This is a genomic window from Streptomyces sp. NBC_00019 (assembly GCF_045041015.1).
Taxonomy (GTDB): Bacteria; Actinomycetota; Actinomycetes; order Streptomycetales; family Streptomycetaceae; genus Streptomyces.
Genome location: NZ_CP108302.1, coordinates 1,483,231 through 1,505,588, shown reverse-complemented (window position 1 = coordinate 1,505,588; position 22,358 = coordinate 1,483,231). Strand labels below are relative to the sequence as shown.

General features: G+C 71.3%; 22 protein-coding genes. 10 read left to right on the top strand and 12 right to left on the bottom strand.

The features are described 5' to 3' along the window. Window positions 1–113 precede the first annotated feature (113 nt). The 4 genes from OHU89_RS07400 to OHU89_RS07385 are packed head-to-tail and all read left to right on the top strand — an operon-like array spanning window position 114 to window position 3,090. Entirely contained in the window at window positions 114–1,520 is a 1,407-nt protein-coding gene (locus OHU89_RS07400) for an aromatic ring-hydroxylating dioxygenase subunit alpha (RefSeq protein ID WP_266896142.1), read from the top strand. Between the two features lie 8 nt (window positions 1,521–1,528). Continuing rightward, window positions 1,529–1,831: a 2Fe-2S iron-sulfur cluster-binding protein gene (locus OHU89_RS07395; RefSeq protein ID WP_266896144.1), complete on the top strand. Its 303-nt coding sequence runs from the start codon at window positions 1,529–1,531 to the stop codon at window positions 1,829–1,831. Between the two features lie 7 nt (window positions 1,832–1,838). Then, complete coding sequence (locus OHU89_RS07390) at window positions 1,839–2,054, top strand: transposase (protein ID WP_190152981.1); 216 nt, start codon at window positions 1,839–1,841, stop codon at window positions 2,052–2,054. 4 nt (window positions 2,055–2,058) lie between these two features. Further along, window positions 2,059–3,090, top strand: a complete 1,032-nt coding sequence (locus tag OHU89_RS07385) for an NADP-dependent oxidoreductase (protein ID WP_266896148.1) — start codon at window positions 2,059–2,061, stop codon at window positions 3,088–3,090. A gap of 53 nt (window positions 3,091–3,143) precedes the next feature. Here OHU89_RS07385 and OHU89_RS07380 read toward each other — a convergent pair whose 3' ends face one another. The 4 genes from OHU89_RS07380 to OHU89_RS07365 form a co-directional block, all read right to left on the bottom strand. Beyond that, window positions 3,144–3,458, bottom strand: a complete 315-nt coding sequence (locus OHU89_RS07380) for a putative quinol monooxygenase (protein ID WP_266896150.1) — start codon at window positions 3,456–3,458, stop codon at window positions 3,144–3,146. A 70-nt stretch (window positions 3,459–3,528) separates the two neighbouring features. Then, the gene (locus tag OHU89_RS07375) at window positions 3,529–5,265 is read right to left on the bottom strand and encodes a PEP-utilizing enzyme (protein WP_405641023.1); all 1,737 of its coding nucleotides are present in this window, start codon (window positions 5,263–5,265) and stop codon (window positions 3,529–3,531) included. Window positions 5,266–5,296: 31 nt separating this feature from the next. Beyond that, a complete protein-coding gene (locus OHU89_RS07370; RefSeq protein WP_266896154.1) occupies window positions 5,297–6,088 on the bottom strand; it encodes an SDR family NAD(P)-dependent oxidoreductase in 792 nt (263 codons plus the stop codon). 29 nt (window positions 6,089–6,117) lie between these two features. Then, window positions 6,118–7,401 (bottom strand): aromatic ring-hydroxylating dioxygenase subunit alpha, encoded by a 1,284-nt coding sequence (locus tag OHU89_RS07365; RefSeq protein ID WP_405641021.1) that lies wholly within the window; start codon window positions 7,399–7,401, stop codon window positions 6,118–6,120. Between the two features lie 154 nt (window positions 7,402–7,555). Between OHU89_RS07365 and OHU89_RS07360 the strand changes: the two genes are divergently transcribed. The 4 genes from OHU89_RS07360 to OHU89_RS07345 all read left to right on the top strand — a co-directional run bounded on the left by OHU89_RS07360 (window position 7,556) and on the right by OHU89_RS07345 (window position 11,502). After that, window positions 7,556–8,011: a VOC family protein gene (locus tag OHU89_RS07360; protein ID WP_405641020.1), complete on the top strand. Its 456-nt coding sequence runs from the start codon at window positions 7,556–7,558 to the stop codon at window positions 8,009–8,011. A gap of 97 nt (window positions 8,012–8,108) precedes the next feature. Then, window positions 8,109–9,110, top strand: a complete 1,002-nt coding sequence (locus OHU89_RS07355) for a thiamine pyrophosphate-dependent dehydrogenase E1 component subunit alpha (RefSeq protein WP_266896160.1) — start codon at window positions 8,109–8,111, stop codon at window positions 9,108–9,110. 5 nt (window positions 9,111–9,115) lie between these two features. Then, entirely contained in the window at window positions 9,116–10,141 is a 1,026-nt protein-coding gene (locus OHU89_RS07350; RefSeq protein WP_266896164.1) for an alpha-ketoacid dehydrogenase subunit beta, read from the top strand. 5 nt (window positions 10,142–10,146) lie between these two features. Then, window positions 10,147–11,502, top strand: coding sequence for a 2-oxo acid dehydrogenase subunit E2 (locus OHU89_RS07345; RefSeq protein WP_405641017.1), 1,356 nt, complete (start codon window positions 10,147–10,149; stop codon window positions 11,500–11,502). 8 nt (window positions 11,503–11,510) lie between these two features. Here the strand turns inward: OHU89_RS07345 and OHU89_RS07340 are convergent, their stop codons facing one another. Beyond that, window positions 11,511–12,116 carry a TetR/AcrR family transcriptional regulator gene (locus tag OHU89_RS07340; protein ID WP_266896168.1) on the bottom strand — a complete coding sequence of 202 codons (606 nt, stop codon included), beginning with the start codon at window positions 12,114–12,116 and terminating at the stop codon, window positions 11,511–11,513. 140 nt (window positions 12,117–12,256) lie between these two features. Between OHU89_RS07340 and OHU89_RS07335 the strand changes: the two genes are divergently transcribed. Then, entirely contained in the window at window positions 12,257–12,913 is a 657-nt protein-coding gene (locus OHU89_RS07335) for a TetR/AcrR family transcriptional regulator (protein ID WP_361298361.1), read from the top strand. Here OHU89_RS07335 and OHU89_RS07330 read toward each other — a convergent pair. The 7 genes from OHU89_RS07330 to OHU89_RS07300 all read right to left on the bottom strand — a co-directional run bounded on the left by OHU89_RS07330 (window position 12,852) and on the right by OHU89_RS07300 (window position 20,459). Beyond that, complete coding sequence (locus OHU89_RS07330; RefSeq protein WP_405641015.1) at window positions 12,852–13,556, bottom strand: SDR family NAD(P)-dependent oxidoreductase; 705 nt, start codon at window positions 13,554–13,556, stop codon at window positions 12,852–12,854. The two genes, OHU89_RS07335 and OHU89_RS07330, sit on opposite strands and share 62 nt — an antisense overlap. 44 nt (window positions 13,557–13,600) lie before the next feature. Beyond that, window positions 13,601–14,755: a thiolase family protein gene (locus tag OHU89_RS07325; RefSeq protein WP_267017658.1), complete on the bottom strand. Its 1,155-nt coding sequence runs from the start codon at window positions 14,753–14,755 to the stop codon at window positions 13,601–13,603. Next, window positions 14,752–15,171, bottom strand: a complete 420-nt coding sequence (locus OHU89_RS07320; RefSeq protein ID WP_266896176.1) for a Zn-ribbon domain-containing OB-fold protein — start codon at window positions 15,169–15,171, stop codon at window positions 14,752–14,754. The genes OHU89_RS07325 and OHU89_RS07320 overlap by 4 nt, the downstream gene beginning before the upstream one ends. A gap of 18 nt (window positions 15,172–15,189) precedes the next feature. Beyond that, window positions 15,190–16,296 (bottom strand): acyl-CoA dehydrogenase family protein, encoded by a 1,107-nt coding sequence (locus tag OHU89_RS07315; RefSeq protein WP_267017657.1) that lies wholly within the window; start codon window positions 16,294–16,296, stop codon window positions 15,190–15,192. A gap of 8 nt (window positions 16,297–16,304) precedes the next feature. Then, window positions 16,305–18,899, bottom strand: a complete 2,595-nt coding sequence (locus tag OHU89_RS07310) for a putative PEP-binding protein (protein ID WP_405641013.1) — start codon at window positions 18,897–18,899, stop codon at window positions 16,305–16,307. Further along, window positions 18,896–19,528, bottom strand: a complete 633-nt coding sequence (locus OHU89_RS07305; RefSeq protein ID WP_266896182.1) for a hypothetical protein — start codon at window positions 19,526–19,528, stop codon at window positions 18,896–18,898. The genes OHU89_RS07310 and OHU89_RS07305 overlap by 4 nt, the downstream gene beginning before the upstream one ends. Before the next feature lie 94 nt (window positions 19,529–19,622). Further along, on the bottom strand, window positions 19,623–20,459 hold the full coding sequence (locus OHU89_RS07300) for an enoyl-CoA hydratase/isomerase family protein (RefSeq protein WP_266896184.1): 837 nt from the start codon (window positions 20,457–20,459) through the stop codon (window positions 19,623–19,625). A gap of 118 nt (window positions 20,460–20,577) precedes the next feature. Here OHU89_RS07300 and OHU89_RS07295 point away from each other — a divergent pair, with 118 nt between their 5' ends. Then, window positions 20,578–21,798 (top strand): acyl-CoA dehydrogenase family protein, encoded by a 1,221-nt coding sequence (locus tag OHU89_RS07295; RefSeq protein ID WP_266896186.1) that lies wholly within the window; start codon window positions 20,578–20,580, stop codon window positions 21,796–21,798. Window positions 21,799–22,358 lie beyond the last annotated feature (560 nt).

The following is a 22,358-nucleotide window of genomic DNA, read 5'->3' as shown; positions in this document are numbered from 1 at the left end:
AGCTGATTCCGCGATGACCTCGGCAGATGCGGGCGCGTTCACCGTCGCGAGTGTTGCTCCAGACCGCAACCGGTAACTACACTCACTCTAAAGTTTCTGCCGGAGGAGAGATGATGGACGAAACATCGGAGCTGGGCACGGCGCGGTGCCCCGGGCCCAGCGTCCAGGACTACCTCGACCAGGACAGCCGCCCTGTTCCCCCAGCCCTGAGGTACGAGCGGAACGACCACCTGGGCAGCGAGGACATCGACACCGCCCGCTTCACCTCCCGCGAATGGGCCGAACGCGAGATGCGGCAGGTGTGGCGCCGTGTCTGGCAGTTCGCCTGCCTGGAGAGCGAGATTCCCGAGGTCGGGGACCACGAGGTCTACGAGATCGGCGACGACTCGCTCATCGTCGTGCGCACGGCCCCCGACGAGATCCGCGCCTTCGTCAACGTCTGCCTGCACCGCGGACGCAAACTGCGCACCGGCGGCGGCAACGTCAGCGAGTTCCGCTGCTCGTTCCACGGCTTCGCCTGGAACCTCGACGGCACGATGCAGACCCCGCCCTGTGCCTGGGACTTCCCGCACGTCACCCCGGAGAAGTTCGCCCTCCCCGAGGCCCAGGTGGCCACCTGGCGCGGCTTCGTATTCATCAACATGGACCCGTACGCGGAGTCCTTCGACTCCTACCGCGGCACCTTCGACGACTACTACATCTGGCCACTGGAGATCCGCTACAAGTCGCTGCACATCGCCAAGGTGCTGCCCTGCAACTGGAAGATCGCACAGGACGCCTTCATCGAGTCCTTCCACGTGATCGCCACTCACCCGCAGATGCTGCCGTGGCTCGCCGACGCCAACTCCCAGTACGACGTCATGGCGGACCAGCCGAACTGGAACCGGATGATCAACATCCAGGGTGCGCCCAGCCCGCACGTGGCGGAGTCCGTCACGGAGGAGGACGTCCTCGAGACGTTCTACGACTCGCGCGCGTTCTACGCCGCGGCCCAGGGCCGCGACCTGGTGATGCAGGAGGGCGACGAACTGCCGGCGATCCCGCCGGGCGGCACCGCCCGCCAGGTCCTCGCCGAGCGGATGCGTGCGCAACTGGCGGCCACCTCGCGCCAGGACTTCTCGCAGACCGCCGACACCGAACTGCTGGACGCCATCAACTACTTGCTGTTCCCCAACTTCAACCCCTGGGGCGGCGCCAAGTCCAACATCATCTACCGGTTCCGGCCCAACGGCCTTGACCCGGACTCCTGCACCGCGGAGATCATCTTCATGTCGTCCCCGAAGCAGCCCGGCGAGATGCCGCCCCCGGTGAAGATCCGCTGGGTGCCGGAGGACATGCTCTTCGCCGACATCCCCGAACTCGGCGTCCTCGGACCCGTCTTCGACCAGGACTGCGAAAACCTCCCCTACGTCCAGCAGGGCCTCAAGGCGATGCGCAAGCCGGGCATCACCCTGGCCAACTACCAGGAGAGCCGCATCCGCCACTTCAACCGGACGCTCGACCAGTGGATGGACCGGTGACCCACCGCGTGGCGGTCAGACCCCTGGGCGTCGAGCTCGAAGTCCTCGACGGCGAGGACCTGTTCACCGCCGCCCGGCGGCTCGGTTACCGCTGGCCCACCGTCTGCGGCGGCAAGGGCACCTGCCGCACCTGCTTCGTCCAGGTGGAGGACGGCGCCGAGAACTGTTCCCCCGTGGGCCCGTTGGAACGCGAGGGCATCGAGGCCCTGCGCAGGCCGGTGGACGGCCTGACCCGGCTCGCCTGCCGGCTGCGGGTCGAGGGCCCGGTGACCGTGACCAAGCGCGGCGTGCGCCGCCGAGTGCAGGAGTGAGGCCCCCATGTCCAAGCAAGTGATCCACCCGCTGACCGGGCATGTGTACCGGCTCACCGAGGACGGACTCGTCGAGGTGACCGACCCCAGGACCGGGGCACAGGGCGTCTTCGACTTCCAGGCCCGGTGGCAGTCGGGCGAACTGCGCCACGCCGACCTTCAGATGGCCGGCTGGGTCGGCCGCCTCGCACAGCGGCGCACCCCGCCTCGGCCGGAGGGGTGACGCCGTGTCCCCGCGCACCACCCGCGTGGTCTGCCTGGTACGCCGCCCCGAGAAAGAGCCGGCCCCCGGTGACTTCGCCGTCGAGGAACGCCCCCTGCCACCCCTCGGTGAGGGCCAACTCCTCGTCCGCAACCTCTACATGAGCGTCGATCCGTCCATGCGCGGGCGGCTGGAGAGCACCGAGAAGCACTACACGCACAACTTCACCCCCGGGTCACCGCTCGACGGCCGGGCCCTCGGTGTCGTGGAGGAGAGCCGCTGTCCCGGCGTGCCGCCCGGTGTCTACGTCCGCCACCAACTCGGCTGGCGGGAGCTGGCCGTGCTGGACGGGGCGGACACCGACGGAGCCGATCGCATCGACCCGCAACTCGCCCCGCTGCCCACCTGGTTGGGGCTGCTCGGCCAGACCGGATTCACCGCGTACGTGGGCCTGGCCCGGATCGCGGCGCTGCGACCCGGCGACACGGTCTTCGTGTCGGCGGCGGCCGGGGCCGTCGGCACCGCCGCCGGCCAGTTCGCCCGCCTGCTGGGCGCGGATCGAGTCGTCGGGACCGCCGGCGGGCCGGACAAGTGCGCCCTGCTGGTCAAGGAGTTCGGCTACGCCGCCGCCGCGGACTACCGTGCCGAGCCGGTGCGCGACGCCCTGGCGCGGATGGCACCCGACGGCATCGACGTGTACTTCGACAACGTCGGCGGAGAGCAGCTCGCCGCCGCCCTGCACGCGCTGCGGACCGGTGGCCGGGTCGCCCTGTGCGGCATGATGTCGCAGTTCGGCGGCGCCCGACGGACCGTGGACATCAACCAGTTGATCCAGGCGGTCCTCAAGCGGCTGACGCTGTGCGGTTTCATCGTCCGCGACCACGACGACCTGCGGCCGGAGTTCGAGCAGCGGGTCGCGGGCTGGCTCGCCGAGGGCCGGATCACCGTGCGCGAGACGGTCGTGGACGGTCTGGAGAACGCCGCGGGCGCTCTGCTGTCCCTGCTCGGCGGCGGAAACGTCGGCAAGATGCTGGTCCGCCTGGGCGATTCCGGCTGAAACGGCACCCCTTCCGGCAGGCTGAAACGGCGCCCCCGGGCGGGGGCGCCGTTTCAGCGCATGGGGTTTGACGCGGCGACGGTGTGGGCCGTCAGGGAGACCCCGACTCGGGTCAGCCCCGCCACGGCCGCCCGGAAGTCCTTGATGTGCGGGGTGGAGAAGTGCTCGTCCAGGGCCTGCCGGGAGGTCCAGTGCTCGTACACCCGGATACGCCGCTCGTCGGTGGGATCGGCGGTCATGGCATAGTCCAGACAGCCGGGTTCCTGCTCGCGGGTATGCCGGCCCAGCTCGACGAGGGCCTTCAGCATGCCGGCGCGGTCGTCGGGCTCGTAGTCCATCCAGCCGGCGACGATGATTTCCTCAGCCACGGGATTCCTTTCGCGGTCGTGCCCGCGGGCCCGCCGCCCCGGTGCAGGAGAGCGACGGGCCCGCGGTGCTTCAGATGCCCAGCGGCGCCGGGACGCTGTCCACGGTGACGGTCCCCTGGTCACCGTCGACCGTGATCACCATTCCGTCCCGCAGGCGCTGTGTCCCGCCCTCGACGGAGATGACTGCCGGGATGCCCAGTTCGCGGCAGACCACCACGGCGTGGCTGTTGAGCGCGCCCACGTCCACCACGGCGGCTCCGGCGACCAGGAACAGCGGGGTCCAGGCCGCGTCCGTGATCGGTGCGACCAGCACCTCCCCGGGCTCCAGCGCCTCGCACGAGGCCGGGTCGGTGACCACCCGCACCCTGCCGGTGTAGGTGCCGTGGCTGCCGCCCACACCGCCGAGGACATCACCCTCGCCGGCCGCCTGTGTCCGCTCCTCGGCGCGTCGCGGCCAGGTGCCGATGTCGGTCTGCGCGTCGTCCGCGACGAAGAACGGCGGTTCCAGGTCGTGCAGGGCGGCGTACTCCTCGAGCCGCCGCGCGATGACGGGACCGAAGGACTCCGGGGCGGCGACATAGTCGTCGAGCTCGGTGTCCAGCAGCATCATCACGTCCTCGGGCCGGGCGAAGAGGCCCGCCTCGACGCCGCGGCGACCGAGCTCCCGTACGGTTATGCGGATCTCGTTGATGACGGTGACGCAGTTCGCCTTGGTGCGTTCGCGGGCCGGGATCCACACCTGGGAGGCGTGCATGCCGGCGTCGAACATGGGCTGTGTCTCCTCGGGCAGCGCGGCCCGGATCTCCTGCGCCGTCTGCTCGCGCTGTTCGGTCAGACGTGTCCGGCGGGCGGCGGGGGAGTCGTCGTCGGGACTGTGGCGGATCCGGTCGACCAGGGCCAGTGCCTGGACGGGCGCCGCCTCCCAGGACAGCGCGTGGATGTCCCACTCGTTGGGGCCGCGGTCGCCGGATTCGGCCAGGAACTCCTCGAAGGCGTCGCGGAACGTCTTCACGTCGCCGGTCGCCCCGTCGAGGGCCTGCCCCACGGCGGCCGGACCCCGGTCGAACAGCGCGCTCAGTTCGGCCGAGGCCGCCACCTGGCGGGACAGTGTCCACAGCCCGGTCGAGGGGGACGCGGAGTCGACGCCGCCGAGACCGCCGATCAGGTCGAGCATGGCGCCGGGGCGGTCCACGCTCGCGCACAGCGGGCCGAGGATCGCCGGTCCCACGGACGCGGGCAGCGAGGACTCGACGTGCCGCTGGAAGGTCGTCTCCACCTCGTCCAGCAACGACCGTGCGTACGCCACCAGTTCGGCCTCGGACAGCCGCGTCAGGTCGGGCCGCGAGCGCCGCAGTGCCCGCAAACGCTGCCGGTCGGCGTCGGCCTCCGGGAAGCCGCTCTGGCCGAGCATCCGCTGAAGCGTCCCGCCCGCCTTGGTGGTCAGCTCCTCGTCCTGGTCGTCCGGGTGCGCCACGTACACCGGAGTGTCGGAGCGCTGTCCGACGAAGGCAGCGTCGATCTGGTCCGCCGTCTGGCCCATACGGATGCCGAACAGCCGCATGTGGGACAGGTTGAGGTAGAAGTGGCCGCCGAACATGCCGACGAACGGCGGTCGGGGGCCGGCCACCTCCTCCTCGCGGTAGATGCCGAACCCGACGAAGCCGCGACGCCAGCCCTGCAGGCCCTGCCCCCACACCAGGGTCCAGCCCAGCGGGCTGGCGGGTTCCGGCAGGGTCTCGCCCGCGTTGGCGCGGGTGTAGTGCGGCAGCCGCTCACTGCGCTGCCAGTCCGTGATCCAGCTCTTCATGGCCGAAATCTCCCGCTGTCCGTACCCGCGCCTACCACTGCGCCGTTCCGCCGTCGACACTGATCAGTGCGCCGGTGATTCCTGCCCCGGCCTCGCTCGCGAGCAGCGAGGAGACCGCCGCGATCTGCTCCACCGTGGTGATCTTCTTGGTGGCGGCGTGCTCGGCGAAGCGGCTCAGCCACTCCTCGTAGCTGATGCCTTCGGCCTCGGCAGCGGCCGGCCCCGCGGCGCGCATCAGGTCGGTGTCGACGGCGCCGGGGCAGATGGCGTTGCAGGTGATGCCCTGGGTGCCGTACTCGAAGGCGGTCGCCTTGGTGAGGCCGTGGATCGCGTGCTTGTTGGTGATGTAGTGGCTGATCCCCGGCTTGTTGGCCTGCTTGCCCTCGACGGAGGAGATGTTGATGACGCGGCCCCAGCCGTGCTCCAGCATCTTCGGCAGCGCCCGGCGGGTGCCGTAGAAGTAGCCGTTGACGTTCAGCTTGAGGGCGTCGTGCCACGCCTCGTCGCTGAGCTGGTGGATGGGGGCGAAGCCGGAGCTGCCGCCGACGTTGTTGACCCAGATGTCGAGCCGGCCGAAGCGTTCGGCGGCGAAGTCGGCGAGGCCCTCGATGTCCTCCTGGCTGTTGGCGTCGCAGGGGTGGAAGACGGCCCGGTCCCCGGCGCCCATCTCCTCCAGGGCCTGCTTGCCCTTGATCTCGGATCGGCCGCTGATGACGACCGTGGCGCCGTCGGCCACGAAGGCCTCGGCGATGGCGCGGCCGATGCTGCGCGTGCTGCCCGTGATCACTGCGACACGTCCGTCGAGGCTGCCCGTAGCCACCATGCTGTTCTCCCGCGAGTGTTGTTGGTTCGTCACCTGGTGGCTCTGGCGGCGTGGGTGCCGTCTTCCAGGTGTTGGTGGATGGTGCGGTGCAAGTGCTGGAGTCCGGGCTCGTTGCGTCCGAAGACGAAATCGGTCCCGTCGAGGGCCTTGAGACCCTGCTGGACTCCGTAGGTGGTCGCGTAGTCCTCGTCGCGGACCACCTCGTGGAACCACTCGCCGAATTGGTCGGCGGCCTGGCGCTCCTCCTCGGTGACCGCCGGTTCCCGCAGCAGGATGATCTGCTGGGTCACCGACTCGGTGGCCGTCCGGGGGAGCACCAGGGAGACGGCGATCTTCTGGCGCCAGCCGCCGGCGATCGCGAGGCCCGGGAAGAGCCAGTAGATGGGCCCGACGCAGTCGCCCGGATCGCGCTGGTCCGGGGGCAGTTCGACCGCCTGCGCGATGGGGCGCAGGGCCGGTGCGATGCGCTGGTGGGGGCCCCAGGTGTCGTGGGCCATCATGTTGGAGAGGTTCGTCTCGAACACCGTCTTCGGGTGCAGCGAGGCGAAGTGGTACGTCTCCAGATATCCGTCGAGGGTGACCTTCCAGTTGGGACTGGTCAGCTCGCTGGTGGCGTAGTGGTGGCACTCCGCCAGCCGCATACCCTCGAGGAGCGGCTGCAGATCGCCCAGCCAGGCGTCCAGGTCGGGCTTGGCCGCCGGGTCCAGCGAGACGAAGACGATCCCCGCCCGCTCCCCGGCCGGAAGTCTGACCAGGCTGCGCCCCTCGCGTGGAACGTCGCCGAAGGTCTTCTCGGCGTAGACCCCCCGCAGTTCGCCGGCCAGGTCGTACGACCACGAGTGGTACGGGCAGGTGAGCCGCCTCGACACCCCGCAGCCGGGCTCGAGGAGCTTGGCCCCCCGGTGCCGGCAGGCGTTGATCATCGCGTGCACGGCGCCCTGGCGGTCCCGGGTGATCAGCACGGGGATGCCGAGCACGTCGATCGCCTTGTAGGTGTTCGGACCGGGCAGCTCGCAGGACATGGCGAGTGGCAGCGGGACGCTCCGGTGGACGGCGTCCGTCTCGCGTTGCCAGCGGTCGGCGTCGAGGTAGTTGGCGACGGGTTCCGTCCACTGGCCGTCCGCCTCGTGCGTCGTGTTGGCGCGGTAGTGCGCCATCACGCGCTCGACGAGTTCGGCGGCCTCCCGCCGCATCGTCAGGGATGCGGCGTCGGTGGACCGGTCCTGGCTGATCCACGAGGAGTATGCGGGGGCCGAGGGCGGGTTGCGGTCGGCGTCTGTCTCCCGGATCTCCGGCGAACTGGTCTGGACCACGATGTCCTCACAATCCTCCCAGCCGCGAGCCGAGACCGGCTTCGGAATGCGACAGCTGGGCTGTGTCCGAAACTGCAACAGGACTTAGTGTGGTCTGTCAATAGAAAGTGGCGAAGTTGCGGCTCGGTCTCCCGTAGGGGTGGGTGCGATGGTCATGGTCCGACCGTTCGAGGTGGGCCTGGTGGTGCGGGACTTGGGGTCGATGGAGCGCTTCTACCGCGACGTGATCGGTTGTCGCCCCGTGCGCCGCTCGCGCGTACCGGTGGCCGTCGGCGGCCCGGCCGGACTGGGCGGCGAGCTGGACGTCGTCTGGCTGCAGGTGCCCTCCGGGGGGTGCGTCAAGCTGATTCTTCCCTCGTCGCCCGCGGTGCCGGCCCTCGTGGCGCATCCGCTGGCCGGACGTGCGGGGCTGTCGTATCTCACCTTCCGTGTTGACGACGTGGACCCCGTGGTGGCCGCACTGAGGGCTGCGGGCGCCAGGCCCCTGTCGGACCCGGTCGTCGTCCGCGCGCACGGTCGGCGGATCACCTTCTGGACGGATCCGGAGGGCAATGCGGTGGAGCTGGTGGACGACCGGGGCGAAGAGTCGGGTCCGGGGCGTAGTAATTAGAGAACCTCTTCAGTAAGGTGCGTGGCGCTGGTTACTGTAGAGCGATACTAGAAAGTCCACTTCCGTGGCACACCTCCCTCGGGCGAAGGGGCGGACGATGGCTCAGAAGAAGTCGGCCGATGTGGCCGCACACCAGGTATCCGCGCAGGTCATCAGGGATCTGCACGAGCGCATGGTGCGCATCCGGCTGTTCGAGACCGAGGCGGGCAAACTCATGGAGGCTGGCAAGCTGCCCGGCTTCCTGCACCTGTATGTCGGCCAGGAAGCCGTGGCCGCCGGCGTGATGGCGGCCCTGCGCGACGACGACCAGATCACCTCCACCCACCGGGGCCACGGGCACGCCGTGGCCAAGGGCGTCGGCCTCCGCGAGATGTACGCCGAGCTGTACGGGCGGGTCACCGGCGCCTGCCTCGGCCGCGGCGGCAGCATGCACATCAACGACCTCACCCGCGGCATGCTCGGCGCCAACGGCATCGTCGGGGCGGGCGTACCGATCGCCGTGGGTGCCGCCTTCGCCGCCCGGTACAAGGGCGAGGACAGCGTCGCCGTGACCTTCTTCGGCGACGGCGCCACCAACATCGGCGCCTTCCACGAGGGCGCCAACATGGCCGCGATCCTCGGCCTGCCCGTCGTCTTCGTGTGCGAGAACAACGGCTACGCCGAATTCACGCCACAGTCGAAGCACATGTTGATCAACGACGTGGCCGAGCGGGCCGCCGCCTACGGCATGCCCAGCGTGATCGTCGACGGCATGGACGCGCTCGCCGTCCATCGCGCCGCCGCCGACGCCGTCGAACGGGCCCGGGCCGGCGAGGGCCCGATGATGATCGAGGCCAAGACCTACCGCTACTTCGACCATCAGGGCGTCAAGGGCCTCCGGCACCCGTACCGCTCGGACGAGGAGGTCGCCGAGTGGAAGGCCCGCGACCCCATCGACCTGCTGGAGACCCGGGCCGTCGCCGACCGCGCCGCGACCCGCGCGGAGCTGGACGACGTATGGCAGCGCACCCGCGACGAGATCGCCGAGGCCATCGCGTACGCCGAGACCAGCCCACTGCCCGACCCCGCCGACCTGCTGCTCAACGTCTACTCGGGATGACCGCCATGACCACCACCACCGAAGCACCGGCCGTCGCCCCGAACGCCGCGGCCCGCAAACTGACCTACGTCAAGGCCTTCAACGAGGGACTCGCCCAGGCCATGCGCGAGGACGAGAACGTCTTCGTCGCCGGCGAGGACGTGGCCGGATACGGCGGCGTCTTCCGCATGTTCGACAACCTGCTCGACGAGTTCGGCCCCCGCCGCATGATCGACACCCCGATCTCCGAAGCCGCCCTCGTCGGCCTCGGTGTGGGCGCCGCCGCCCGGGGCCTGCGCCCCGTCGTCGACCTCATGTTCATGGACTTCATCGGCGTCTGCCTCGACCAGATCGTCAACCAGGCAGCCAAGATGAAGTACATGTTCGGCGGCGCGCTGTCCGTGCCGCTCACCATCACCACCGCCTCCGGAGCCGGCCTCGGCGCCGCGGCCCAGCACAGCCAGAGCCTGGAGGCCTGGCTGGCCCACGTGCCCGGCCTCAAGGTCGTCATGCCGTGCGACGCGTACACCGCCAAGGGCCTCACGGTCTCGGCCATCCGGGACGACAACCCGGTCGTCGTCATGCTCAACAAGGTCCTGCTCGGCAGCACCAGCGAGGTGCCCGAGGAGATCTACGGCATCCCGCTGGGTCAGGCGCACATCGCGCGCCAGGGCAGCGATGTCACCGTGATCGCCCTGGGCCGCATGGTGGGGGAGGCCCTCGCGGCGGCCGACGAACTCGCGGCCGAGGGCGTCGAGATCGAGGTGATCGACCCACGCACCGTGCAGCCCCTGGACACCGAGACGATGTTCGCCTCCGTCCGCCGCACCAACCGGGTGCTCGTGGTGCACGAGGCCGTCACCTTCGGCGGGCTCGGCGCGGAGATCGCCGCCCAGATCCAGGACGCAGCCTTCGACCACCTGGACGCGCCGGTGCTGCGCATCGGCGCCCCCTTTTCGCCCGTCCCCTTCTCCCCGGTCCTGGAGAAGGCATACGTCCCCGATCGCACCCGGATCGCCCAGGGCTGCCGGCGTCTCCTCGAAAGGTCGTGACCGACGTGGCGGTCGAGGTTCTGCTGCCGAAGATCGGCCTGACCATGCAGGAAGGCACGATCGACGAATGGCTCGTGCCCACCGGCGCCGCCGTCGCGGAGGGCGACGCCCTGCTGCGGCTGGCCACCGACAAGGTCGACGTGGACGTCGAGGCGGAGGCCGGGGGACTGTTCCACCCGGTGGTCGCGGCCGGGGCCACCGTCCCGGCCGGGGCCCTCATCGGCTGGCTGCTGGCCGAGGGCGAACAGCCACCGGACCCGGCGGGCACGCCCACGCCGGTCGGGTCGGGGACCACTGCGCCCGCTCCCGACGCCGGCGCGGCGCCCTCCGTGAACGGCACAGGTGAGAAGGGCGTCGGTGACCGGCTTCTGTCCTCTCCGAACGCCCGGAGGGTCGCCGCGGCTGCCGACGTCGACCTCACCGCCGTACGGGGCACCGGTCCCGGCGGACGGATCGTCTCCGAGGACGTGGAGGACTTCCTCGCGGCCGTGCCCGGCGACCTCGTCACCCTCGTCCCGTCGGGCGACACCCCCGCCTCACCGCTGGTCCGCAAGCTGGCGAAGGAGCGGGGCATCGATCTCTCCGAGGTGAACGGCACCGGGCCCGGCGGCCGGATCCGCAGGGCGGATCTGGATGGCGTCACTCCGGTACCCGAAGCCACTCCCGCTCGTCCCAGCAAGGTCATCCCACTCACCGGGATGCGCGGCACCATCGCCCGCAGGATGCACGCCAGCCTCCAGGAGATGGCACAGCTGACGCACGGCTACGAGGTACGGATGGACGCCGTGGTGTCCCTGCGGGACCGGCTCAAGGAGGAGTGGGCCGACAGCGATCTGCCGGTCCCCAGCATCAACGACTTCCTGCTGAAGGCCGCGGCCCTGGCCCTGCGCGAGCACCCGCTGCTCAACGCGACGGTGCGGGAGGACGCCATCCATCTGCTCGACGAGGTCCACCTGGGCTTCGCGGTGGCCGTTCCGGGCGGCCTGATGGTCCCCGTGATCGAGGACGCCGTGGCGCTGCCACTGCCCGAGGTCGCCCGCCGGTCGAGGTCACTGGCCCAGGCTGCCCGCGAAGGGCGGATCTCGCCCGCGCAGCTGGAAGGGGCCACCTTCACGGTCACCTCGCTCGGCGGATACGGCGTCGACTTCTTCACCCCCGTGATCAACCCCGGCAACGTCGCCATCCTCGGCGTGGGCCGGCTCAGGGACGGCGTCGAGTGGGTGGACGACCGGCCACTGCGCACGCGGGTGCTCACCCTCAGCCTCACCTTCGACCACCGTGCCGTCGACGGGGCACCCGCCGCCGAATATCTGCGCACCGTAGGTGAGTTGTTGAGCAAGCCCCTCCGCCTGCTGGTGTGATCCGTGGCCTATGTGGCCGGGTCGGCGATCCGCTCCGCGAGGTTGCCGACCTCGCGGACGAAGGAGCGGTGCCCCAGAGACCGGTAGACGTCGTCACCCCGGACCTGCGAGATCGCCGCGGTCTCGAGCAGCGCCAGCAGGCCCAGGCCGATCACCGCCGCCTCGGCGTCGGAGACCGGCCCGTCGGCCTTGCGGACCAGCCGCACCAGTTCGTCCAGCAGTTCGGTACGGCTCTCCTGGCGCAGTGCCTCCGCATCCTGGCTCATGCCGGCCGACGACACGAAGAAGACGGTGGCGGCGGACCGGTGTTCGCCCAGCCAGGCCAGCAGCGAGGTGATCGCCGCGCCGATGTCCGAGCCGGGTTCGTGGGCCTGAGTGAGTGCCTGCAACTGCTCGCGCAGCGCGGCGGCGAACACCCGCATCCCCTCCGCCAGGACCTGGTCCTTGGAGGAGAAGTGGTAGTACACCGCTGCCGAGGTCATCTCCGCACGAGCGGCGATGTCGGCCACCGTCACCTCGTCCGGCGGCTGGGTGGCGAACAGCTCCGTGGCTGCGTCGATCACCCACTGCTTGCGCGACGGACGATGAGCGGCGCGGGTTCCGGATGTCGTCATGGTGTCAAGTATGCCGGGAGCCCGGTGCTCCGGAGGTGCTTGTGTAGCAGGAATTATGCCGTCGGGCGGGACTAGTAACTGGATACAATGGTCAGTACGCAGGGCCCACGAACGCGGGTTCACGGCAGTCGGCAGGGAGCATGATGGCCACCACGAAGAACGGCAAGCAGCCCGCCCACCGGCCCTCGCGGCGGCAGCACATCATCTCCGCCGCCGTGCGGGTGTTCGGCCGCAACGGATTCGCGGAGACCAGCATCCAGGACATCGCGGACGAGGCACAGGTGGTGCCCACCGCCGTCTACTACCACTTCGACGGCAAAGAGGAGTTGCTCGAACTCGCGATGCGACGGGTCTTCGACCAGCTGAACGCGGTCGTGGAGGCGGCGCGTCCGGAGTCCGAGCCGGGTGATGCGGAGGGCCTGGTCCGCGTCATCGACGCGGTGTGGGACTGGGTGGAGCAGAACCCGGACGAGGCCCGTCTGTACCAGGTCCAGGTCGCCTCCGCCAACGGCAGCGTCAAGGTGCTGCGGGACGAGTTCGAGCAGCGGCACATCCAGCGTGGCTACGACTATCTGCCCGAGGGCACGACTCGCAGCCCCCGGGCGGCGAAGGCCCGGCACGCGGGGCAGGCCCTCGCGGTCCGCACACTGATCAGCACGACCATGCTCGTCACGGCGCTGCGGGCGGAGGGCGGACCGCTGTCCCAGTTGCCCTCCCGGTCCGTGCTGGAGGCGGTCAGGGCGCTGGCGCTGCGCATCGTCGGCGCCGAGGAGAGGCCGGCCCCATCCCGGACCTGAGGCGGTTCACCACGGCAGCGGCCTGCGGTCGGCGAACAGCCCGCCCGTCGTCTCGTCGCCTTCGGGAAGGGGCGCCAGCCAGACCGGGGTGTCCGCCCCTTCCGCTGCGGGTCCAGCCGGGGTCGGCGGCGTTGACCAGTACGTCCGTGCCGGACAGCTCGGCGGCGAGCATACGGGTCAGGGCGTTGAGCGCCGTCTTGGAGATCCGGTAGGCGGGGTGCCGACCGGAGTCCGTCAGCGCCAGCGAACCGTAGGAGCTGGTGACGTTCACGACCCGCCCGTAGCCGGCTTCCACCATGCCCGGGACGACGGCCTCGGCAACCCGCCAGGCGCCGGTGAGGTTCGTGTCCAGGGTCGCCCGCAGGATGTCCTCATCGACGTTCGGGGGCCGCAGTTCCCGGTCCAGGGACACGCCCGCGTTGTTCACCAGCACGTCGATCCCACCGGTCAGCCCCGTCGCCTCCCGGACCGCTTGCGTGACGCTCTTCGCGGACGTCACGTCCAGGGCCAGCGCCGCCGGGCCGATGACGCGGCACGCCTCCTCGGCGGCCTCCCGTCCTCGTGCCCCGACCAGAACCCGCAGCCCCTGATCGGCGAGCTGTCGGCACATCTCCAGGCCGATGCCGCGTGCCCCGCCGGTCACCAGCGCCGTTCTCCCGCCGTGCCGCATGCTTCGCCCGCCGCCTCTCACACCGTCAGAACCGAGCACGCGCTGATCCCGGGCGCCCCGTACACATGGGTGAAGCCCACCCGGGGGGCACCCGGCACCTGCACACCGGGCGCCCGGCTCTGCAACTGCCGTACGACTTCATGGAACTGCCGCAGCCCGGAGGCGCCGACGGGCTCTCCGCCGGCCAGGCAGCCGCCGTCGGTGTTGACCGGTATCCGGCCCGTCGGATCGGTCTCCCCGGCGGACAGCAGCTCCTCCTGCTCGCCGTGACCGCACAGCCCGGTCTCCGCCAGGTGGATCAGCTCCGAGCCGCTGTCGGTGTCCTGCAACTGGGCGACCTGCACGTCCGCGGGCCGCACCCCTGCCGCGCGGAAGGCCGCCTCCGCGGCGTCGACGCTGGGGCTGTGGTGGGGTCCCGGCGGCAGCCAGGGGGAAAACACCTCGAACGAGCCGAACCGCCGGGTCCGGAAGGCCAACGACGCCAGCTTCACCGGCCGTTCGCACAGGTCGAAGGCGCGGTCGCCGCGCGCCAGCACCAGCGCGGCCGCGCCCTGACCGGGGGAACAGAACATGTACTGGGTGAGCGGGGGACTGACCTCGGCGGAGTCTAGGATCTCCGGTTCCGTCAGCGGCTTGCGCCGCCAGGCCAGGGGGTGGTGCGAGCCGTTGCGGAAGGCCCGCGCGGCGACCATCGCCAGCGCCCGCTCCGAGATCCCGTGCTCGTACAGGTATCGCTGGGTCTTGAGGGCGAAGAACTGTGTGGTGAGCATCATGCCGGTTTCGGCGTACCAGTCGCCCAGACCGTAGCGGGCCGCGGAGACGTGGAACGCGCCCCGCTCGTGCTTGTCGAACCCCACCGCCAGTCCGAGCGAGGCCTCGCCCGCGCGCAGCGCGTTGGCCACCGCGAGCACGGTGGAGGCGCCGGTCGCGCAGCCGTTCTGCACATTGACGAAGGGCACACCGGTCAGGCCCAGGCGGCCCACCAGCGTGTCGGGCTTGCCGGACACGTCGGAGCCGCCGGCCGCGTAGCCGATGTCCTCCCAGGCGACACCGGCGTCGGCCAGCGCCTCGCGTATCGCACGCTCGGCCATGTCCATGCCGGTGAAGCTCTCGTCGCGGCCGAAGGGATGCATCCCGCACCCGACCACGTACACCTCGTCGGTCCGGCTCATCGCTCCCCGCCCAGGTCCGGACGGAACGCGAAGGTCACAACCTCGGTCCCGTCCTCGTCCTGGTACGCGGGCACCGTGGTGAGCCGCACCGGCAGACCGATCCGTATCTCCGCGCGGGGAACCGCCAGCAGTGCCTCGACCAGCACCTCACCGAGATCCACATAGCCCACGTGGTACGGCCGGTGGCCGCCGGACGGCGGGCGGTACGGCGGCTTCGGCGCAAAGGCCTGGAGTGTCCACGACCACACGCGCCCGCTCACCGGCAGCACATGCGTGGACATGGCCCCGTTCGAACACTTGGGGCACGAGTCCTGCCGGGGGAAGACGACGGTGCCGCATCCGGAGCAGCGCGCGCCCGCGAGGCGCGGTGGATCCCCTCTGTCGAACAACACCTCGTCGATGAGTCTGGTGGTCATGCCGTTCCGCCTTCCACGTCACCAGCCCAGCAGCCCGGCCAGCCGTTCCCGATGGTGTGCGGCGCCGCCCAGCAGGACGGCGTCGGACTGGGCGCGCCGGAAGTACAGGTGTGCGTCGTGCTCCCAGGTGAAGCCCATGCCGCCGTGCAGCTGCACGCACTCGGCGGCGACGGACACGAACGCCTCGCCGCACCACGCCTGTGCCACCGCAGCCGCCTCGGCCAGCGCCTCGGGCGAGCCGGCCGCCCGCACCGCGCGCACCACGGCCGACCGCGCGGCCTCGACCTGGAGCAGCATGTCGGCACAGGTGTGCTTGACCGCCTGGAAGCCGCCGATCGCCCTGCCGAACTGGGTACGGTCGCGCACATGGGCCACCGTCATGTCCAACGCGGCCTGCGCTCCGCCCAGTTGCTCGGCGGCCAGAGCCACCAGGGCCACGTCCAGGGCGCGGGAGACGAGGTCCGCCCCCTCGCCTCCGGCGGTCAGCGCCCGGGCCCGGGCGTCGGAAAAGGTGACCACCGCCTGGCCCCGGCTGAGGTCCAGGGTCGGCACCCGGCGCACCGTGACCCCCGGCTCGCGCGGGTCGACGAGGAAGAGGTCCACGCCGTCGGCGCCGGCCGCGGCCACCACCAGCGTTTCGGCGTCGGCGCCGTCGAGGACGAACGGCGCGGTGCCGTCGAGCAGCGGCACGCTGCCCTGCCAGGAGACGGCCACCGGCACGGCGTCGGACCGCCATGCTCCGTCGGGGGCCGCCACCGCCAGGGCGTGCACCGTGCCCTCGGCCAATTCGGCCAGTGCCCTGTCGGCGGTGCCGCAGCCGGCCAGCACCTGGCCGGCCAGCACGGTGGAGGACAGCAGCGGTACCGGCGCCAGCGTCCTGCCCAACTCCTCGCAGACCACGGCGATCTCGGCGAGCCCGCCGATGCCGCCGGCCGGCTCGGGCAGCCCGAGGGCCGCGAGGCCGACTTGTCGGCCGAGGGTGTCCCACAACTCGGCGTCGACGCCGGGGAAGTGCTCGGACATGCGGCGTGCCGCGGCGGTTCCGCCGGCGTCCGCGCACACCGACCGAACTGTCTCGCGCAGGTCGTCCAGTTCGGTGTCCGACAGCGCTGCGCCGTCTGTCATGGTGCTCGTCATCGTGTGCTCCCGCTCTCGTCGCGCCGCTCCCGCAGGGCACTGTGCGCGGCCGCCATCCGGGCCACCGGCACGCGGTGCGCGGAACACGAGACGTAGTCGAGGCCCAGGTCGTCGCAGAACGCGATCGACTCCGCGTCACCGCCGTGCTCGCCGCACACGCCCAGCTTGATGGCGGGCCGTACGCTCCGGGCCCGCTGTGCCGCCAGGTCGATCAGGGCGCCCACCCCGTGCGGGTCGAGCCGGGCGAACGGGCTGGCGGTCAGGAACCCGCGCTCCTGGTAGTTGGCGAGCACCTGGCGCTCGACGTCGTCCCGGGAGAATCCGTAGGTGAGCTGAGTGAGGTCGTTGGTGCCGAAGGAGAAGAACTCGGCGTGCTCGGCGAGTTCGCCGGCCAGCAGTGCGGCCCGCGGGGTCTCGATCATCGTGCCCAGCCGGTACGGGACCTCCACTCCGGTCCGGGCGGCGACCGCGTCGGCGGCACCGCGCACGTACGCGGCCGCGGCGGCCAGTTCCTCCGGCAGGCTGACGAGCGGGATCATCACCTCCAGCTCCGGGCGGACTCCGGTGGCGGCGACATCGGCCCAGGCGGTGAAGAGCGCCTCGGCCTGCGCCGGGTAGAGCCGCTCGTGCAGCAGCGCCAGCCGCACTCCGCGCAGCCCGAGCATCGGGTTCGCCTCGCGCAGCGCGGCGGCCCGCTGCTCCTCGGCCGCGTCCCGGGCCTGTCCGGGGGCGGGCAGGAACTCGTGCAGCGGGGCGTCCAGCAGGCGCACGGTCACCGGGCGGTTTCCGACCGCCGACAGCAGAGCCCTGAAGTCCTCGTGCTGGGCGTGCTCCAGCGCCAGCAGCGCCTCGTCGCGGGCCGTCGGGTCAGCGGCCAGGATCACCCGGCGGATCAGCGGCAGCCGCTCGCCGAGGAACTGGTGTTCCGTACGGCACAGCCCGACACCCTCCGCGCCCAGGGCGACGGCGGTGCTCACCTCCGCGGCCGTGTCGGCGTTGACCCGCACACCCAGCCGGCGCATGCCGTCCGCCCACTCCAGCAGGGTGGACAGTTCGGGCGGCGGTCCGGCGACACTGACGCTCAGCGTCCCCGCGTAGACGGCGCCGGTGCGGCCGTCCAGAGAGACGGGGTCGCCCTCGCGCAGCACCCGGTCCCTGATCCGCACCGTCCCGGCGGCCCGGTCCACGCGCAGCCCCTCGGCGCCGCACACCGCGGGCTTGCCAGCGCCCCGCGCCACCACGGCGGCGTGCGAGGCGATGCCGCCGCTGCCGGTCAGCACGGCGACGGAGGCCAGCATCCCGGGGACGTCCGCCGGGTTCGTCTCGGCAGCCACGAGCACGACCCGAGTGCCGTCCGCGGCCAGTTCGAGGGCACGCTCGCTGGACAGCGCGACCGCTCCGGTCGCCGCTCCCGGGGATGCGGGCAGCCCCCTCACCAGGAGTTCCTCCCCGCCGGTCAGCCGGAGTTGGGGGTGCAGCAGTTCCTGCACCTGCGCGGGGGTGATGCGCCGTACGGCCTCCTCGCGGCCGAGCGCCCCGTCCCGGGCCAGGTCCGCGGCCAGGCACACCGACGCCCGAAGCGGCGGGCGCAGTTGCGCCGAGGCGGCGAGCAGGGAGATCTCGTCGTCGCGCACTTCGAAGTCGACCGACACCGGCGCGTGCAGATGACGCTCCAGGGTGAGCAGGGAGTGCTCCAGCAGGGCGCTTCCCCCCGCGAGCCGCTCCAGCGGTTCACCGGTGTGGGGCGGCGGGGCGCTGCGGCGCACCCCACGGAAGAAGGAGCCCTGGGGGGAGAGGCGCCCGGTCTCGGGGTGCCGGCTGACCGCCGTGCCGTGGCCCGAGTGGTCCGCCGGGCCGATGCGCAGCGCCTGCACGTGCAGGGCGACGGCGAGATCGGCGGGGAGGCGCTGGGCTCGACGGGACCTTTTCGCACGCGGCGAGTCCCATCGGCAGAGGAGGGCGCGGGCGGCCAGTGCGAGCTGTTCTGCCGGGTCGTCGGGGAAGGGCTCGGAGCCGTGCTGCGCCACCAGCGACAGCAGCGCTTCGACCCGTGCCCGCGGCTCGGGCGTGTCGAGGAGGGCGTCGTCGAGCACCGCACCCGGGACGTCGAGGGCGTACTCGGCGATCATCCGCACGGTGGCGGTCCACACCTCGTGCAGTGCCTCCGCGCGACCGATGACGGCGCACAGGTCGCCCGCATTGCCGGGCGTCACGCCGAGACACGCAAGGTCGGGCGGTAGCCCGGCGATCTCGGTCGGAGCACTCGCCGACAGGCGCAGCAGCAGCGGCCGGGTCGGGTCGCCGATCCGGCGTCCCGAGAGTTGTTCGACCAGTTCGACTGCGGATCTCGCGGTGTCGGGTTCGCACAGGGACGCGGAGGCGTCGGCAGGTACGGTGATGCCCGGCACGACCGGCAGCCCGAGGGCCACCAGCCGGTCCATCGCCGCGCCGTGCGCGCCCAGTTCAGCGGCGTCGAGGCCCCTGATCCGACCCTGCCCGTAGGGCACCAGGCTCCGGCCGGGGGTCTCGGACGGTGTACGGGAGGCCTCGGACTGGGCGAGCGGGCCTGCCTCGCGGTCGGTGACGCTCAACCCCGGCTCCTTGTGACCAGCTCTTCTTCGCGGGCCTCGTCCTGGGCCCGGCTGATGCCGAGAACCAGCAGCAGCTCCTGGTGCAGCCGCATCCACACGGTGTGGTACGAGTCGCACAGCGGTGAGGCCAGCCATTCGAGAGCGCCCTCGTCGAAGTGGTCGAGGGCTTCTTCCAGGGCCGTGAGGTAGCGTCCGCTGCCCGCCAGCACCCGTTCCAGCCTGCGCAGCACGGGCTGGATGGCCTCGTGCACGTCTTCCAGCGACTCGCGCACCTCGGCGTCGTAGCCGCTGTCGGAGTGGTCGTTGGCGGTGCCGTCGGGGCGGCACTGCCATGCCGTGCACACGTCGCGGATCTTCCGGTTGACCGGCAGGAAGGCCTCGTACGCCGCGGTGATCCGCTCCTCCTGCTCGGATCCCGCGGCAACCCGCAGGATCCGCGAGGCGGTGGCCTTGGCACGCTCGGTCGGCAGCACCACCGGACCCTTCACCATCGCCAGCCCCGCGTCGACCAGGGAGCGGTGCTCGGACTCGGGCCGGCCGCGCCACATGCCACGCAGAACGAGGTCGACGACGGCTTCGGTGAGGGTCTCGTCGGGAGCGTCCGGAAGGTCCACGGCAGCAGATTGCATCGCCACACCTTTTCCCCGGTTCAGTGGTGACCGGTTCCTCGGTTCTGTGTTGCCCGGAGGTTACGCTCCGGGTGGGGGGTTAGTGAAGAGGGATTCAAGAAACACTTTCGGGCTCCCTGGCCCCGGTCCCGCTGTCGCCCGCCTCCGAGCGGCCCCGGGCGGCGAGGAACGACGCCATACGGTCCTGTGCCTCCCCGCCGTCCGCCAGCAAGGCGATCAGCCGCGCCTCTTCGGCGAGGTGACGGCGCAACTCCTCCCCGGCGCCGACGCGCAGCAGGCCCTTCGCGGCGCGCAGCGCGTCACCGGCGCCGGCGGCCAGACCGGCGGCGGTCCGGCGGGCCGCGTCGTCCAGTTGCCCGTCGTCCACGGACCGGGAGACCAGGCCCAACCGTTCGGCGTCGTCGCCGGTCAGGACCCGGTTGGTGAGGATCAGGTCCGCCGCCAGGCGGGGACCTGCCAGGCGCGGCAGGAACCATGAGGCCCCGCAGTCCGGGGTGAGCCCGATCGCCGTGTACGCCAGCCGGAAGCGCGCGGACCGCGCCGCCAGGACGATGTCGCCCACGAGGGCGAGGCCGATCCCGCCGCCCGCGGCCGCGCCGCGCACGGCGGTCACGAGGGGCACCGGCAGGTCGTGCAGAGCCTGTATTGCGGCGTGCGCAGCGGTCGCCACGGCGTGCACATAAGCGCCGGTCTCGGCGCCGCGACCGGCGAAGGCGCGCAGGTCACCGCCTACGCAGAAGCTGCCGCCCGCCGCCCGCAGCAGGACCGCGCCGCCCGGGTCCGCAGCCACCTCGGCGGTCGTGTCCCGCAGTGCCTCCGAGGTCCTGAGGTCCAGGGCGTTGCCCCGCCCGGGATCGTCCAGTCTCAGCTCGACGACACCGTCGGGGTGGCGCACGATCCGGACCGGCTCGGCGCTCGTGGGGAGGCTCATGGCTTTCTCCTGTCGTCTTCCCGTCGCCGGGTGCCTCCCGGCAAGATACTGAAGACGCTGTACAGTTTCTAGGACGCGACGGGCGCCGATGCCCGTACGCCTGTCGGCGGGAGGTCCCGTGCCCATCCAGTTCGATGTCGATCCGCCTGTTGCCCAACTCGCAGCGTCCACCGCCGAGTTCGTACGCGAGGTGGTGATTCCGGCCGAGCGTGAGTGCGGCGGATCCGTGCACGACGCTCCCGAGGCCCTGCGGGAAGCCCTGCAGAAAGGTGCGCGTGAGGCGGGTGTGTTCGCTCCCCATGTGCCGACACGGTGGGGCGGACACGGGCTCGACCTGCGCGGACAGGCGGTGGTGTTCGAAGCCGCGGGCTACTCGCTGCTCGGACCACTGGCGCTGAACTGCGCGGCCCCGGACGAGGGCAACATGCACCTGCTGGAGAAGGTGGCCACCGAAGAGCAGAAGCAGAAGTACCTGCGGCCGCTCGCCGCAGGCGAGACACGGTCCTGCTTCGCCATGACCGAACCGGCGCCCGGGGCGGGCGCCGATCCCCGCTCCCTGCGGACCACCGCGACCCGGGTTCCCGGTGGCTGGCGCATCGACGGCCACAAGTGGTTCATCACCGGGGCCGACGGAGCCGGCTTCGCCATCGTCATGGCCCGCACCTCCGGCAGCCCCGGCGACCCGGGCGGCGCCACCATGTTCCTGGTCGACGCCGACACCCCCGGCATGCGCATCGTCCGGACCATCGAGACCCTGGACGAGTCGCTCTTCGCGGGGCACAGCGAGATCGTCTTCGAGGGGTGCGTGGTGGGGGAGGAGCAGGTGCTCGGCGCGGTGGACCGCGGTTTCGACGGCGCCCAGGTCCGGCTGGGTCCCGCCCGGCTGACCCACTGCATGCGCTGGCTGGGAGCCGCTCGCCGCGCCCAGGACGTCGCATTGGAGAGGGCGGGCAGCCGGACCGCGTTCGGCTCGGTGCTGGGAGACCTCGGCATGGTCCAGCAGATGCTGGCCGACTCCGAGATCGATATCGAGGCGAGCCGCGCGCTGATCCTCCGTACCGCCTGGGAGTTGGACACCGGCTCCGCCGCCGCCTCGCAACTCACCTCCGTGTCCAAGACCTTCGTGGCGGAGGCGGTGAACCGGGTGGTCGACCGGGCGGTGCAGATCTGCGGAGCGCTCGGCATCTCGGCCGCCGACGCCCCGCTGGCCCGTCTGCTCAGGGAGGTGCGGCCGTTCCGGATCTACGACGGCCCTTCGGAGACGCACCGTTTTGCCATTGCACGCCGAGCGGTGCGGCCCTACCGACAGCCGCGAACAGGTGCCGCCGACGGCTCATGACGGCGTCGCCGTGGGAGGCGTTCCGGGCCTGTCTCGCCCGGGATCCACGGGTCAGGCGATGTCCCGCCGCGCAGCCCGGACGTATACCGCGTGGTTCTGTGCGCCGGACGGGCCGTCGACAGCTCGCGACTACGTCGAGTGAAGCCGTGAGTCGGCGCGGTTCGGTGCCGGTGCTGGTCTGGTGCTGACTTTCAGGCTGCCCGGGAGGCAAATCCGCAGGTCCTAGCTCCGATCGGATGAGTCGTCGTACCACTCGATGGTCGTGCCGATGAGGCTGGCGGCGACTATGCGCTTCAGGTTGTTCGGCGACGGTGGAGCGGGTGCTGCGGAGGCCATGTGCGCCACTTCCTCGTGTGCGGTGGGGACGGGTACGTGTCGGAACACCGTAGGAATCCGCACGTCAGGCGCACATGTGGTGGGACAACATACTTCGGGGCCGGAGTGTAAGCCCGGCCTCCACGTCCAGTTGGAGCGCGAGGCCGGCGACCTGCAGCAGGGGTATCGCGCTCGCCACGTGATAGGCCGGTCCCAGCCGTTGCGGCACCTGGCCGTGGCGCCGC